Annotated in this window: 9 protein-coding genes and 1 tRNA gene; 5 read left to right on the top strand and 5 right to left on the bottom strand. The window is 64.7% G+C overall.

The window, feature by feature from the left end; all coding sequences use genetic code 11:
- Nucleotides 1–62: 62 nt before the first annotated feature.
- Nucleotides 63–1,769, bottom strand: coding sequence for a urocanate hydratase (hutU, locus tag AC1D1J_RS08225; protein ID WP_477687325.1), 1,707 nt, complete (start codon nucleotides 1,767–1,769; stop codon nucleotides 63–65).
- A 226-nt stretch (nucleotides 1,770–1,995) separates the two neighbouring features.
- On the opposite strand from hutU, the gene hutC reads away from it, so the two are divergent.
- From hutC to AC1D1J_RS08200, 5 genes are read left to right on the top strand one after another with little or no spacing between them, the layout of a single operon-like run.
- The gene (gene hutC / locus AC1D1J_RS08220; protein WP_477687326.1) at nucleotides 1,996–2,706 is read left to right on the top strand and encodes a histidine utilization repressor; all 711 of its coding nucleotides are present in this window, start codon (nucleotides 1,996–1,998) and stop codon (nucleotides 2,704–2,706) included.
- Nucleotides 2,703–3,290, top strand: a complete 588-nt coding sequence (locus AC1D1J_RS08215; protein ID WP_477694379.1) for a HutD/Ves family protein — start codon at nucleotides 2,703–2,705, stop codon at nucleotides 3,288–3,290. Before hutC ends, AC1D1J_RS08215 begins: the two co-directional genes overlap by 4 nt.
- Nucleotides 3,287–4,501: an imidazolonepropionase gene (hutI, locus tag AC1D1J_RS08210; RefSeq protein WP_477694378.1), complete on the top strand. Its 1,215-nt coding sequence runs from the start codon at nucleotides 3,287–3,289 to the stop codon at nucleotides 4,499–4,501. Before AC1D1J_RS08215 ends, hutI begins: the two co-directional genes overlap by 4 nt.
- Entirely contained in the window at nucleotides 4,498–5,304 is an 807-nt protein-coding gene (gene hutG / locus AC1D1J_RS08205; protein WP_477694377.1) for an N-formylglutamate deformylase, read from the top strand. The genes hutI and hutG overlap by 4 nt, the downstream gene beginning before the upstream one ends.
- Nucleotides 5,294–6,703, top strand: a complete 1,410-nt coding sequence (locus AC1D1J_RS08200) for a formimidoylglutamate deiminase (RefSeq protein ID WP_477694376.1) — start codon at nucleotides 5,294–5,296, stop codon at nucleotides 6,701–6,703. Before hutG ends, AC1D1J_RS08200 begins: the two co-directional genes overlap by 11 nt.
- Before the next feature lie 156 nt (nucleotides 6,704–6,859).
- On the opposite strand, the gene AC1D1J_RS08195 is transcribed toward AC1D1J_RS08200, so the two are convergent.
- The 4 genes from AC1D1J_RS08195 to AC1D1J_RS08180 form a co-directional block, all read right to left on the bottom strand.
- Nucleotides 6,860–7,909: a glycosyltransferase gene (locus AC1D1J_RS08195; protein WP_477687331.1), complete on the bottom strand. Its 1,050-nt coding sequence runs from the start codon at nucleotides 7,907–7,909 to the stop codon at nucleotides 6,860–6,862.
- 100 nt (nucleotides 7,910–8,009) lie between these two features.
- A tRNA-Arg gene (locus tag AC1D1J_RS08190) sits at nucleotides 8,010–8,084 on the bottom strand.
- Between the two features lie 66 nt (nucleotides 8,085–8,150).
- The gene (locus AC1D1J_RS08185) at nucleotides 8,151–12,134 is read right to left on the bottom strand and encodes a translocation/assembly module TamB domain-containing protein (protein WP_477687332.1); all 3,984 of its coding nucleotides are present in this window, start codon (nucleotides 12,132–12,134) and stop codon (nucleotides 8,151–8,153) included.
- On the bottom strand, nucleotides 12,134–14,131 hold the full coding sequence (locus AC1D1J_RS08180; RefSeq protein ID WP_477687333.1) for an autotransporter assembly complex protein TamA: 1,998 nt from the start codon (nucleotides 14,129–14,131) through the stop codon (nucleotides 12,134–12,136). The genes AC1D1J_RS08185 and AC1D1J_RS08180 overlap by 1 nt, the downstream gene beginning before the upstream one ends.
- Nucleotides 14,132–14,135 lie beyond the last annotated feature (4 nt).

The following is a 14,135-nucleotide window of genomic DNA, read 5'->3' as shown; positions in this document are numbered from 1 at the left end:
AAAAAGAAGCGGCTATGCGCCATCGGCCATACGGGCGCGTGGTTCGGGCGGAACGCCACGCTTCAGCGTCCCATCATCGGCAGGTTCAGCCCGTTGTCTTTGGCGCTTTGCTTGGCGATGTCATAGCCCGCATCGGCATGGCGCATCACGCCGGTGGCGGGGTCGTTAAAGAGAACGCGGCCCAGTTTTTCTGCCGCGTCGGCGGTGCCGTCACACACGATGACAACGCCCGAATGCTGCGAGTAGCCCATGCCCACGCCGCCGCCATGGTGCAGACTGACCCAGGTTGCGCCGCTGGCGGTATTGAGCAGCGCGTTCAGCAACGGCCAGTCGCTCACGGCATCGCTGCCGTCTTTCATGGCTTCGGTCTCGCGGTTGGGCGAGGCGACGGAGCCGCTGTCCAGGTGATCGCGGCCGATCACGATGGGGCCCTTGAGTTCACCGTTCTTGACCATCTCGTTAAAGGCCAGGCCCGCCAAATGGCGTTCGCCCAAGCCAATCCAGCAGATGCGTGCCGGCAGACCCTGGAAGGCGATGCGCTCTTCGGCCATGTCCAGCCAGCGGTGCAGGTGCTTGTTGTCCGGGAAGAGTTCTTTCATCTTCGCGTCGGTCTTCTTGATGTCTTCCGGGTCGCCCGAGAGGGCCACCCAGCGGAAGGGGCCGACGCCACGGCAAAAAAGCGGACGGATGTACGCCGGGACAAAACCAGGGTAGTCAAAGGCGTTCTCGACGCCGAAATCCTTGGCAACCTGGCGCAGGTTGTTGCCGTAGTCCACCGTGGGAATTCCCATTTCGTGGAAAGCCAGCATGGCCTTGACGTGGGCCACGCAGGATTCGCCTGCGGCTTTTGTCAATGCAGCATGCTGGGTTGGGTCTTTCTGGGCGGCGCGCCACTGCGCGACCGTCCAGCCTGCAGGCAGGTAGCCGTTGATGATGTCGTGGGCCGAGGTCTGGTCAGTGACGATGTCGGGGCGTATGCCGCCGGCTTTGGCGCGCTTAACCAGCTCCGGAACGATCTCGGCCGCATTGCCGCACAGGGCGATGGAGACGGCCTCCTTGCGCGAGGTGTGGTGCTTGATCATCTCCAGCGCATCGTCAAGGTCTTTGGCCTGCTTGTCGACATAGCGCGTGCGCAGCCGGAAGTCGATGCTGGACTGCTGGCACTCGATGTTGAGCGAGCAGGCGCCGGCAAAGGTAGCAGCCAGCGGCTGTGCGCCGCCCATGCCGCCCAAGCCGGCAGTCAGCACCCAACGGCCGGCCAGGTCGCCGTTGAAATGCTGGCGGCCCGCTTCCACAAAGGTTTCATACGTGCCTTGCACGATGCCCTGGGTGCCGATGTAGATCCAGCTGCCGGCCGTCATCTGGCCGTACATCATCAGGCCCGCGCGGTCCAGTTCGTTGAAATGCTCCCAGGTCGCCCACTTGGGCACCAGGTTGGAATTGGCGATCAGCACGCGCGGCGCGCCCGTATGGGTGCGGAACACGCCCACCGGCTTGCCCGACTGCACCAGCAGGGTTTCGTCGGCTTTGAGTTTGCGCAGGGAATCAAGGATGGCGTCAAAGGCCGGCCAGTTGCGGGCCGCCTTGCCGATGCCGCCGTACACCACCAGCTCGTCGGGGTTTTCGGCGACTTCCGGGTCCAGGTTGTTCTGGATCATGCGGTAGGCCGCCTCGATTTGCCAGTTGGCGCAGGTAAGAGTGCTGCCGCGGGGGGCGCGCACGGGGCGGGCCTTGCTATCCAGAAAAGGGGTTTGGGAAAGATCGGACATGAGACTGCTCCGGAGAAGACGGGATAACAGGGGAATTTCACAGCACCAGAAAAAGAAATCAACCGGCGACAGGATAAATCGTAGTTGTCTATACAACTTGTGTCAACTGCGGTAATCTACGGTTTGTGCGCAAAAGCCGGGCCGGCAACCCTGGCCGGCCGATGAAGGGTCGGACTTTTGCGGTGACAATGATTTTTTCTTACACACGCGAGCATTCCGCTGAACCATGGCCACCACACCACTGCCTGCCTACGGTCAGGTCAAGGCATTCATCAAAAAACGCATCGGCGCCGGCACCTGGAAGCCCGGCGACCCGGTGCCCAGCGAAGCCGTGCTGATGGAGCAATTCGGCGTCAGCCGCATGACGGTGAACCGGGCGCTGCGTGAGTTGATGGGCGAGGGCATGGTTACGCGCATCCAGGGCTCCGGCACTTTTGTGGCGGAGCTGCACCGTATTTCCTCCACACTGACCATTCGCGACATTCATGAGGAAGTGGTGGAACGGGGGCACGTGCACACCTCGCGCGTCCTGCTGGCCGAATCTGAGAAAGCCAGCGCCGACCTGGCGCGCACCCTGGGCTTGCGAGCGGGCGGGCGGGTGTTTCACACCATACTGATTCACCTGGAAAACGGCGTGCCGATTCAGTATGAAGACCGCTATGTCAACCCGGCGGCTGCGCCTGATTATTTAAAGACCGACTTCACCCAGACCACACCCACCCACCATTTGCTGGAGCAGGCGCCGCTCACCGAGGCCAGCTATTCCATTGAGGCCTGCTTGCCCTCGGCGCTGGAGGCCAAACACCTGGACATCAAGCCCGCAGAGGCGTGCCTCGCCATGATGCGGCGCACCGTGAGCGGCAGCAACATCGCCAGTGTGGCGCGCCTGGTGTACCCGGGATCGCGCTACAGCTTTGCGGGAAAGTTTCAGGCATGACATCCATGACCTCGACGGACGACTCCGGCTGGAATGTCGTGCGGCTGGCCGACATTGCGGCGACGCCATGGCGCAATGGCGGCGGTGTGACGCGCGAGCTGGCCATGTGGCCCGATGCGGGTGACTGGGCCTGGCGCATGTCGGTGGCCGATGTGGACAAGAGCGGGCCTTTTTCGAAGTTCGATGGCATCGGGCGATGGTTCGCGGTGCTTGAAGGTGCGGGTGTGCAGCTGGATGTGGCGGGTGTGCCGCACCGTGTGACGGCTGCGGACGCACCCCTTTTCTTCGATGGCGCAGCGACGACTGGTTGCGAATTGATTGACGGCAAGACGCGCGATTTCAACCTGATGGTGCGCAGGGGCGCAGAGTCTTCCCGCATGGTCCGCGTAGAAGGGCGTTTTTCAGAAACCCTGCATGCTATGAAAACGATAGCTGTGTACGCCCATCGGTCGGGCGCTACCGTACTGTTTGATGAAGAAGTTCTGCAGCTGGAGCCTGCCAGCCTCGCCTGGCGCACGGTGACGGGTAGCGCGGCAGTGCGCGTCGCCGCACAGGGTGCCCTCTGGATGGAGATCCCCGCATGAGCCTGAAGCTCTGGACAAACTGCCGCGTGGCCACGCTGCAAGCTGGTGCCGCACGGCCCTATGGGTTGATCGAAGACGCTGCCCTGGTGGTGGAGGGCGAGTCCATAGCCTGGGTTGGTTCGCGCACCGATGTGCCCGCCGGGTTGCTGGCTGGCTGCGCTGCACAGCACGATGCCGGTGGCGCATTGATCACGCCAGGCTTGATCGATTGCCACACCCACCTCGTTTATGGCGGCGACCGCGCCCATGAATTTGAGTTGCGGCTCAACGGCGTGACCTATGAAGAGATTGCTCGCGCTGGCGGCGGCATCGCCTCTACCGTGAAAGCGACCCGGGCTGCCACTGCGCAGCAGCTGCAAGCGCAGAGCGCAGCCAGGCTGCAGCGCCTGATCGCCGAAGGCGTGACCACACTCGAGATCAAGTCCGGCTACGGCCTGGCGCTGGAGCATGAACGCAAGACGCTGTCGGTGGCGCGCGCGCTGGGCCAGACCCATGCGGTGGATGTTCGCACCACCTTCCTGGGGGCACATGCGGTGCCGGCTGAATTTGCCGGCCGCACCGACGCCTATGTCGACGCGGTACTGGAAATGCTGCCAGTGCTGCGTGCCGAAGGATTGGTCGATGCGGTCGACGCGTTTTGCGAGCGTATTGCCTTCAGCCCCGCGCAGACCGAGCGTGTCTTTGCCGCGGCCAAGGCCTTGGGCATTCCTGTCAAGCTGCATGCAGAGCAGCTCAGCGACAGTGGTGGCGCGCAGCTCGCGGCGCGCTATGGCGCGCTCAGCTGTGATCACCTGGAATGGTTGTCGGCTGAGGGCGCGCGAGCAATGGCGACGGCTGGTTCGGTGGCGGTGCTGCTGCCCGGTGCGTTTTATTTCTTGCGTGAAACGAAGCTGCCGCCCGTGGCCTTGCTGCGTGAGCACGGCGTACCGATGGCGATTTCTACCGACTGCAACCCGGGCAGCTCGCCCTGTACCTCCTTGTTGCTGATGCTCAACATGGCGTGCACGTTGTTCCGCCTGACGCCTGAAGAAGCGCTGGCCAGCGTCACGCGCCATGCTGCAGCGGCCTTGGGCCTGCGGGATCGGGGCGTGCTGGCAGCCGGCATGCGGGCTGATTTTGTGCTGTGGGGCGTTGAGCGGCCGGCGGAGCTGAGCTACGCCTTTGGCGCGAACCCGCGCCTTCAAACAGTTTTCAAGGGACAGATCGCATGAGTGAAGTTTTTACCTTGCATAAAGGCACTGTGCCGCTGCTGGTCAGCATGCCGCACATCGGCACCGAGATTCCGGCTGAACTCAAAAGAGGCTATACGGACGAAGCCCTCCGGGTTGAAGACACCGACTGGCATCTGCATCTGCTCTACAACTTTTTTCCCGCGTTGGGCGCCAGCGTGTTGCGGCCGCGTTATTCGCGTTATGTGATTGACCTCAACCGCCCGCCCGACGATGCGCCCATGTATCCGGGCGCCTCCAACACCGAGCTATGCCCGACGCGGTTTTTCAGTGGTGTGCCGCTCTACAAGCCAGGCCATGAACCAGCGCCCGCTGAACGCGCACGCCGTCGCGAGGCCTACTGGCAGCCCTACCATTCGGCGCTGGCCGGTGAGCTCGCGCGCCTGAAGGCCCGGCACGGCTTTGCGCTGCTGTGGGACGCGCACAGCATCCGTTCGCAAATCCCATGGCTGTTTGAAGGCAAGCTGCCTGACCTCAACATCGGCACGGCGAGCGGCGCGAGTGCGAACGCAGCCATCACCGATGCGGTGGTGAAAGCCTGCACCACGGCGCCCCACATCACCACTGCCGTCAACGGCCGTTTCAAGGGTGGCTACATCACGCGGAACTACGGTCAGCCGGCCAACGATGTGCACGCCGTGCAACTGGAGATGTGCCAGAGTCTTTACATGCAGGAAGCGCCGCCCTATGCGTATGACGAGACGCTGGCCTCTCAGGTTCAGCCTTTGTTAGAGAAAATGGTCTCCAGTGCCCTTCTGGCGTGCGCGAGCAGCTATGAAAAATGAAGCAAAGACTTTTTTCGCCGAAGCGGCCTGGGTGAAAGGTGCGTGGTCCAGAGACGTACTGCTGACGGTCGCCGGCAACGGCACCTGGCAAAGTGTGGAGCCCGGCGCCACGGCGCAGCAGCAAGAAGGCGCCAAGCGTCTGCCTGGCCCGATTCTGCCCGGCCTGGTCAACGCGCACAGCCATGCCTTTCAGCGCGCGATGGCGGGCCTGACGGAGCGGCGCAGCGCGGGCGCCCACGCATCCGACGATTTCTGGAGCTGGCGCGACCGCATGTACACCGCGGCCAACCGCATCACGCCCGAACAGCTCGAAGCGATTGCAAGCCAGCTCTATGCCGAGCTGCTGGCCGGTGGCTATACCCAGGTCTGTGACTTCCATTACCTGCATAACGACATCAGCGGCGCCCCCTATGCCAACCCGATAGAAATGTCGCTGGCTCTGGTGCGCGCCGCGCAACGCACCGGCATTGGCCTGACCTTGCTGCCCACGCTCTACATGCGTTCGGGCTTCAAGGCCGCGGGTTTGCGGGAAGACCAGCGCCGGTTTTCGTCCACGCCAGAGAGCGTCATGCGCATGGTGGAAGACATCCAGCGCCAGACAAAGGGCGACGAGCGCATCAATACCGGTGTGGCCGTGCATTCATTGCGCGCCGCCGGCCCGGCTGCGCTGCATGAGCTCACAGGCGCAGCCAAAGCAGCCGGCCTGCCGGTGCATATCCATATCGCTGAGCAGACGCAGGAAGTCGATGACTGCCTGGAGCACACCGGCCAGCGCCCGATTGAATGGTTGCTCACCAACGCCGATGTCGATGCCCGCTGGAACCTGGTCCACGCCACCCATGCCACGCCGGCCGAGTTGCAAGGCGTGCAGGGCACAGGCGCCTCCATCGTGATCTGCCCCGCAACTGAAGCAAATCTGGGCGACGGTGTGTTTGATTTGCCGGCCTACGCGGCCGCCGGCGGCAAGTGGTCCATAGGCTCAGACAGCCATGTCACCCGCTGCTGGCCCGAAGAGCTGCGCCTGCTCGAATATTCACAGCGCCTCACCCTGCGCCAGCGCAACATCGCCGCACGCATCCTGGGCCAGGAGAGCAGTGCCGCCGGCTTGTTTGAATCTGCGCTGGCGGGAGGTTTCGCCGCTGCTGGCCAGACGCAGGGCGGATTGGCGCCCGGCCATCGGGCGGATTTTGTGATGCTGGACACTGACTCGCCCGCGCTGCTGGGTGTGCCGGCGGGTCACCTGCTTGATGCGCTGGTGTTTTCGAGCCCCAACGTCGCTTTTACCGAGGTGTATGTGGCGGGTATGGCCGTCACCGGGAAATACAAGGCCGCCGCGTCAGGAGCGGATCGGCCGGGTGAGCGTTTTCGCCGCACCATGCAGGACCTCTGGCGCATCTGAGCTCCCGCTGGTCCCGGCGTTGAGGAATTTCACCGAATATATGAGAAAAACCTCTTGGGGCCTTTGTGGTTGGGCGCGAGCAGCTATTAAAAATATAGCAAACTAATACCGGGCTCAGGTGTATGTCTGCCGCACTGCCGCGTAGAGGGAAGCTGCTCAGCCAAATGCCGTCTGAACCTGGGCGGCGGCAGTTTTGATGAAGTAGCCAGCCCGTATTTTCCGGCCCATTTCCTCCGCACCCTTGCCCAGTTTTTCGTAGTCGGCCTGGTTCAGGCCAGCGAACACCTCTTCCAGCTCATGTAGCGACGAGACCAGAATGCCCGCGCCATGGGCGTCTATCAGCGGCGCAATGCAGGCGTGTCGCCACACCACTACCGGCAGACCCTGGCTGAGGTACAGAGAAGCCTTGTGAGGTGTATTGAATTTCAGGTAGGCCCCGTAGTCACCCGAACATCCATCAAGCGTGGCCCCATCCCAGACCAGGCCGAACGCCCCGTTAGCCTGGAACGGCGGGTAGTCCGGAGAAAAGGTGCCCCGGTACTGTATGTTTTCCTGGACGCCGAAGCCGGTGTCCAGGCCGGCGCCGTAAAGCTCGAAGTCCAGACCGGTGAGTTCACCCAGCCGGTAGATAAAACCCGATTTTCCGGCGGACAGGTTGCCTGCATACACCAAGCGTTTATGAAAGGTCTGCAGATCGGGCGCACTAGCGTCAACGGCGCCGGCTTCCGGTTCCGGGCAAAAATAATCCCAACAGTTCAGGGTAGCGGCGGGCTCCAGCCCGTAGCGTCTCAAGAGTTCGCTGACGGTGTCATTGAGGCTCAGAACATGCGTGAACTGCCTGAGCTCGTTGGCTTCTTTTTCAACGAGATCAAGACGCGGTGGGTCCATTCGGAGCCCTTCCAGGTCGTGAATGAATGCGACGGTGGGGATGTTTTTCCGCCGGGCTTTTTCCAGCACTGCGCGAGTCGGCAACTCGGGCGGAAACTGGCACCACAGCACATCGGTCTTCTGAAACCGCAGCCTGGCATATGACAGGAAAAACGCGATCAACCGGCGCCAGTATTTGGATCGGCTGCCCGGGATGTTCTGAATGGAAAAACCGCTCTGCCGCAGGAAATGCGCTGTGTCCAGCCGTGCCTTGGGTCCGGCGTTCAACCGGTTTTTCTTGGTATCCAGCAACAGGATGTGTTGAAGCCCATTGGACATTTTTTGGCGTTTTAAGAGCGGCTCGACAAGGCAGGGCGGGAAATCAACGCCTCCCGGAGCACCCCGAGATGCGGTGGATGCCCTGGAGCTGTAATGAGTCTGGTACCACCAACAGGAATCGAACCTGTATCTAGCGCTTAGGAGGCACTCGTTCTATCCATTGAACTATGGCGGCACTTCTCTTGGAGAAGCTGTAATTGTATTCGGTGGCGAATGCCGCTTTTGCATGCGCGCCGGCACTTCAGTCGTAAGGCACCGTGAAGATCAAATCCACCGCGCTTTGCTGGCCGGCCTGGGCGCGCACCGTGAAGCGTTGCGAGAGGTCGTAGAACACGTAGAGCGTGCCCAAGGCGCCAGTCACGGTCCGCTCATAGGCTGCATAGAAATTGCGCGAAAAGCGCTTGCCCAGGGTAACGGCGCCTTCGGTGGTGGTGCCGTCGGTGTTGCTGGAGGCGCCGCGGTACGACAACTCGTCCAGCCCTAGCGAGGCGGCCAGGCCGCCCGACATGCCGCCGCCCTTGCTGCCCAGCAAGGCCAGGGCGGCCTGCTGCAGGAGTGCGGCTTCGGCGCCACCCGAAGCCGACGAGCGGCCCACCACCAGCCATGAAAGTTTTTCGGCGTCGGGCAGCTCGGGTTGCGCATACAGGCGCACGCGCGGCAGCAGGGCGGTGCCGGTAATTTGCACGCCGACGCGCTGCGTGAGGTTGGGGCGAATCGCCAGGATGTCGAGTGACGGGTTGTCGATGGCGCCGGTAAAGCGCAGCATGCCTTGCTCCACATCCAGGCGCTGGCCGTAGGCGCGGTACTGGCCGCCTGCCGTGTTGATGGTGCCGTTGAGCCGGGGCTCGCGCAGGGTCTCGCCGCTCAGGGCCAGCGTGCCGCGCACGCGCGTGTCTATGCCCTTGCCCTGGATGCGGAAGTCGCGGCCCAGGTCGAGCTCCACTGCCAGCTTGACGGGGCGCGCGTCGCGGTCGGCGGTTTCGTCGCTGGTCTGCGCGGGCGCCTTTTGGCCGGCCGCCGCGCCACGGGTGGTGCGCACCACCACGTCGTCGCCAAGTTGCGGTGTGCCCTCGTCGGGCAGGATGATGCGGGCCTGATCGACCACCAGCTTGCCGGTGAGCTCAGTCTGTTGTCCCTTGAGTCCGGCCTGCACCTCGCCAGAAACCGTCAGTTGCCGGTCGGTGCGGATGCTGGCGCGCAGGCGTTCGAGCCTGGCCGTGAGTTGCACCTGCGGCTTGCCTTCCACCCAGCCGGCCTCGCCCTGTGCGGTGAGCACGCCGCCTGTGCCTTTGTCGCCCGCGCCCTGCAGCGTGAATTCGTTGATGCGCATGCGCGTGCCATCGAGTTTGGCTCGCAGCCGGCCGTTGCCGAATTCGATGCCGTCTACCACCGAGCGCAGTGCCAGGTCATTGGCCTGCAGGTCGCCTGCCAGTTGCGGCGCGGCGCGGGTGCCGCTGATGGCGACGTCAGCACCCAGCGAGCCGCGCAGCCGCCAGCCCGGCGGCGCCAACACCGACCACACGCCGATGCGCGGCAGCTGCGCACTCAGCCGGCCGGCCAGCGGTGCATCGGCCGGCCAGAGCCAGCCACCACCGGCCGTGGCAGGCGCGCGGGCCAGACGGGTCCTGAGCTGGCCGTCGGCCGTGCCCGCGCGTTCACTGTCCCAGCGCAGCGCCAGCGCGAGCGCTTCGCCTTCGCTGACCAGCGAGAGGCGTGCCTCCTTGACGCCGGCTGCCACGCGCGCCGACACGCCTTGCACGGTTTCGGCTTGCACGGTGATGTCGCCGCTGCTGCGTGCGAGGCTGGCTTTCAGGCGCAGCGTGTCACCCAGCGTGGCGTCCCAGTCGCCATCCAGCAGCAGGGTGCCGCCCAGGCCTGCGCCGGCCATTTGCGGGCCGGCCAGCAGTTCTATCCAGGCCAGCGGCAGGCCGCTGAGCTTGCCGGCGGTGATGAGTTCACGGCCCGGCCGCCAGCGAACCGGTTGCCACGCCAGCGTAGCTTGCGCAGGCGCACCGGTGGATGCGCCCGAAGGCGGCGCGACCAGAAGGGCTTCTCCGGCGCCGCTTTCAAGCAGGTCACCATTGCGCGCGGGCGTCCACTTGAGCGGCACGGTGCTGCGGGTCTTGAGCTGCCAGGCCCCCTTGCCCAGCGTGGGGTCTTCCACACTCACACTGAGCTGCTTGACCAGGCCTTGCCATGCGGATTCAGCGAGCGGGGCGTTTCGCGCGGCACCGGTGTTGAGCCGCCCGCCTTCTGCTGCCAGCTGCAGGGTATAGCGGCGCTGGCCTGCTTCCATGCGGCCTTGCGTGGCCAGCTGTGCCTGGCTCAGGCGGCCGGAAAGCGTGGCCTGGAAGCCGCGGATTTTCAGGGCCTCTGCGGTAGCGACTGGTGCTGTGCCTGCTGCGCTGGAGGTCGCCGCAGCGGCAGGCGCAGGCGTCGCCAAGCGCCAGTCAAGTGAAGGCAAGTCCAGCCGCGCCTGCAAGGCCGGGTCTTGCCAGCCGCCCTGCCAGCTGGCTTGCAGCTCGGCGCTGCCGCTGGCTGCTGCGTTCTTCAATGAAGCGGGCAGGCCCGGGATTTTTTGCAGCCAGCGCAGGGCCTGCGCCATGTCGCGGCCGCGCAGGCTTACGTCGCCTTTGCCGCTGGTTTGCCGCAGTTCCCCTTGCAGTTGGGCGTCCAGTCCGGGGGCTGTCAGTGTGAGTTTTCCCATGCCGCCTTTGGCATTGGGCTGGGCCTCAAGCTGGCCTGCCAGCTCGGCGTCGTCGGTGCGTACGCGCAGGGCCGACAGCACCAGCGTGCCGCCCGCCTGTTCGGCGTTCCAGCTGCCGGTGGCGCTGGCATCGCGCAGGCGCAGCTGGCCCAGCGGATTGTTCCTGCCGCCGGCATCATTGCGTGCTGCCTGTATGTTTGCGTCAAAGCCTATGGCCGGGCCCTGGCTGCGGATGTCGGCTTTGCCGTCCAGCGGCAGCGGCGCCAGTTGGCTGTGCAAGAGGGCCGGGTTGACGTGCTGGAGCGTCGCCTGCAGCTTCCAGGCGGGTGCTGCAAGGGATGTGGCGGGCGCATCAGCCCACTCGCCGCTGGCCAGCAGCTCGCCGCCGCCCAACTGAGCCTTGAGCGTGCGCACCATGGCTATGCCGCTACGCCACTCGCCTTGGATTTCCAGCCGATCCAGGGGTAGCTTGTGCTGGTCCCAGGGGCCGGGCAGGGAATTGGCCAGTTGCAGTTGCAACTGCCAGGCGGATGTCGATGAAGCGCTTGCCGGTGAACTTGCAGAGGGTGCAGGCCGCACGTTGGCGCTGCCCGTCAGCAAGGTTTGTGGTCCTTCGGGCCAGAAGGCCGCTACATCCAGGTCACGAAAATCCGCATCAGCTTGCGGCAGGGGTTGTGGGGCCCAGGGCATCACGCGTGCTGTTGCAATTGCCTGTGGTTGCCGCTGGTTTTTGCGGGGTGATGTGGCGGAAGGTTGAGCGCTTATTTGCAGCTCGGCCTTCACCAGCAGTTCGGTGAGGGGACCGCGGGCCGTGGCTTTGAAAGCCAGCGGCACGGGCGCTTTTGTGCCGGGAATCTGCGTGTCCAGCGCGCCTGCCAGGCTGGCATCAAGCTTCAAGGGGCTGTGTGACGACAAGGTCGCGCGCCCGTTGTAGCGGCCGTGCGCTACCTGCGCGCCGAGCAATTCCAGCTGGTGGTCTATGCCCTTGAATGCATAGTTGCCCGTGATGGCGGAGGCAGAAAACGCCGCGCCGCCCGTCCATTGAAACTGCCCGATGGAAAACCCGTCAAGCACCACCGGCAGCGGCAAGCCCAGCGCTGAGGGCGGCACCGACGGTGTTGTTGAAGGCGCGCGTTGATCGGTGACCTGCACGCTGGCCGCGGCCAGCCGGTTGACCTCCAGCGTGCCGTGCAGCAGCGACCAGGGTTGCCAGGCAAGAGTCACGTCCCTCACATCCACGCGCAGGCCGTCTTGCTGCCAGACCAATTGATCGACATGCCCGCCCGCGCGTAGCGATCCCGTCACGCGCTCGGCGCTCAGCGGCTGCGTTCGGCCTATCCAGGTCAGCGCGGTGGCCAGCGATCCGTCCGTGCCGGCCCACCACCAGGCGCCTGTCGTGGCGGCTATGGCCAGCATCACCACGCTGCCTGCGGCCCAGGCGGTGACGCGCAGCCAGCGCCGTGGTGGGCCTGCAGGCCCCGGCGCGGCTGGAGGAATCGGGGTCTTCGGCGTGTCCATCAGAAAACAAATCCCACGCTGACGTGCAGGCGCAGCTGTTTGACTTTCTCGCCATAGGCCAGGTCAATCTGCAGTGGCCCGATGGGGCTTCTCCAGCGCACGCCGGTGCCGATGCCGACGGAGGGCTTCATGTCTTTGGGGTTGTCGGCTACGGCCCCTGCGTCAATGAAAAAGGTGTTCTCCCACTCGCTGGGCCGGCCGTCGCGCAACATCGGGCGCTGGTATTCCACGCTGCCCACGGCCATGTAGCGGCCCGGCCCAGTCACGCCGTTGTCCAGTTTGATGCCGATGTCGCGGTAGCCGTAGCCGCGCACCGTGGTGTCGCCACCGGTGCGGAACAGCAGGGTGCCGGGAATGCGCGCCGAGTCTTTGGCCAGCACGGCGCCGCCCTCGGCGCGCATGGCGATGCGGCCCCGCTCCAGCGGCACAATGCCGAGCCAGCGGCCCACGGCGCGGGTGAGGGGCAGGTGCTGCGACCCCATGGTGCTGCCGGCGCCGAGTTCAAAGCCCAGGCCGTAGCCCTTGCTCGGGAATGGCAGACTGTCGAAGTAACGACCCGTCCAGACATAGTTGGCGGTCAGGGCCGAGCCGTCGCCGATATCGGCGGCGGAGCTGTTGATCTGGCCGCTGCCGCTCACGCTCGCCCTGTCATATTGCAGATAGATGTTGCGGTCTATGCGTTCGCCGGCCTGCGTGCGGCCAAAGCGCAGGCGCCCGGAGCGGGTGACGAGCTCGTTGTCGTCGACACGTTCGGTGCGTGCCAAGGCCACCCAGCGCCAGCTGGCCTCATCGGGAATCGAGGTCCATTCGGTCTGGGCAAAAGGGGATTTCTTTTCGAGTTGCAGTTTGGTGACGGCGCGCCAATTGGTGCCCGGCACGCGCAGGTGTGTGTGCTCGATGGAGGCGCGCGGCCCGCTGTCGGTGGTAACACCCACACCCAGGATGATTTTTTGCAGTTTGGCTTCGCGCACCTGTACCTGGACGGGCGCTGCCTGCGGATCGCTTTCGGGATCGACAAAGATGTAAGCCGAATCGAAATAACCGCTGGAAGCCAGCCGCTGCTGCGCTTCGGTCAGCTGCTTCTGGTCGTACACGGCGCCGGCATTGAGGCGTGCCAGGCGCGGCACCAGCACCGGGTCGTAGCGCTCGACACCTGTGACCTGCATGGCCCCCAGGCGGTAGAGGGGGCCGGAGTCGAGCTTGAGGCTCAGGGCTGCGCTGTGCTCTGGTGCGTCCACATCGGCCAGGCTGCCTGCCAGCTTGCCGGCCGGGTAGCGGCGGGCAACCAGGTCGCGCAAGGCCTGTGTCTTGGCGCTGTCCCAGGCGTCCTGCGTAAAGCGTTGGCCCGTGGGCAGACGCCAGTCGCGCTGGATTTCCGCGCGCTGGGCCTGCGCATCCGGGTCGGGGGATTCGGCAATATCGCCTGCAAAGTCGATGGTTACCGGCCCGACCGTTGTGGCCTGGCCCGGCTCCACTGCGACCACAATGGTCGGCCGCCGGCCTGACCCCGCGGCAGTGCCGCCTTCTCGCGTAATGGTGATGGTCGGACTGAAGTAGCCCAGCGTACCTACCAGGTTACGCACGTTGCGCTCGGCCAGAACGATCAGGCGCGCCAGCTCGGCTTCGTCCAGATCGGTCACGGCGCGGTAGCGTTGCAGCTCAAGGTGTCTTTCGAGCAGCTCCTTGATGGGCTGCGGCGCGCGCACCGCGATGTCGAAGGCCGTAACTTCGGGTTGGGCGCCGGTTGGGCCGGTAGAGCCCTGCGGTGTGGCCTCAGGCGTGATTTTCTGAGGGGGCGGAGGTGGGGCTGGCGCGGTTTGTATGACGCCGGAAGGCGGTGTCGCTGTGTTGCCAGACTGCGCAGGCGCAGCTGTTTGCGCGGCGGCCATAGGCGCCAGAAATATCGCAAAGAGTGCGAAAGCAGGGATGAAGCCGGCGCTGATCGGCAATCCTGCCGGAGTGGCCGTCCGTGCGCAATGGGTACTTGGATGGGTCACGAAG

This window comes from Polaromonas sp. P1_F8 (assembly GCF_056405635.1).
The sequence above is the reverse complement of the archived record's forward strand: the minus strand, read 5'-3'. Positions and strand labels throughout refer to the sequence as shown.

Bases quoted from the DNA above. Each gene is read 5' to 3' on its own strand.
- hutC (WP_477687326.1), top strand. From the start codon at position 1,996: ATGGCCACCACACCACTGCCTGCCTACGGTCAGGTCAAGGCATTCATC.
- hutI (WP_477694378.1), top strand. From the start codon at position 3,287: ATGAGCCTGAAGCTCTGGACAAACTGCCGCGTGGCCACGCTGCAAGCT.
- hutG (WP_477694377.1), top strand. From the start codon at position 4,498: ATGAGTGAAGTTTTTACCTTGCATAAAGGCACTGTGCCGCTGCTGGTC.
- AC1D1J_RS08185 (WP_477687332.1), bottom strand. From the start codon at position 12,134: ATGGACACGCCGAAGACCCCGATTCCTCCAGCCGCGCCGGGGCCTGCA.
- AC1D1J_RS08200 (WP_477694376.1), top strand. From the start codon at position 5,294: ATGAAAAATGAAGCAAAGACTTTTTTCGCCGAAGCGGCCTGGGTGAAA.
- AC1D1J_RS08195 (WP_477687331.1), bottom strand. From the start codon at position 7,909: ATGTCCAATGGGCTTCAACACATCCTGTTGCTGGATACCAAGAAAAAC.
- hutU (WP_477687325.1), bottom strand. From the start codon at position 1,769: ATGTCCGATCTTTCCCAAACCCCTTTTCTGGATAGCAAGGCCCGCCCC.
- AC1D1J_RS08215 (WP_477694379.1), top strand. From the start codon at position 2,703: ATGACATCCATGACCTCGACGGACGACTCCGGCTGGAATGTCGTGCGG.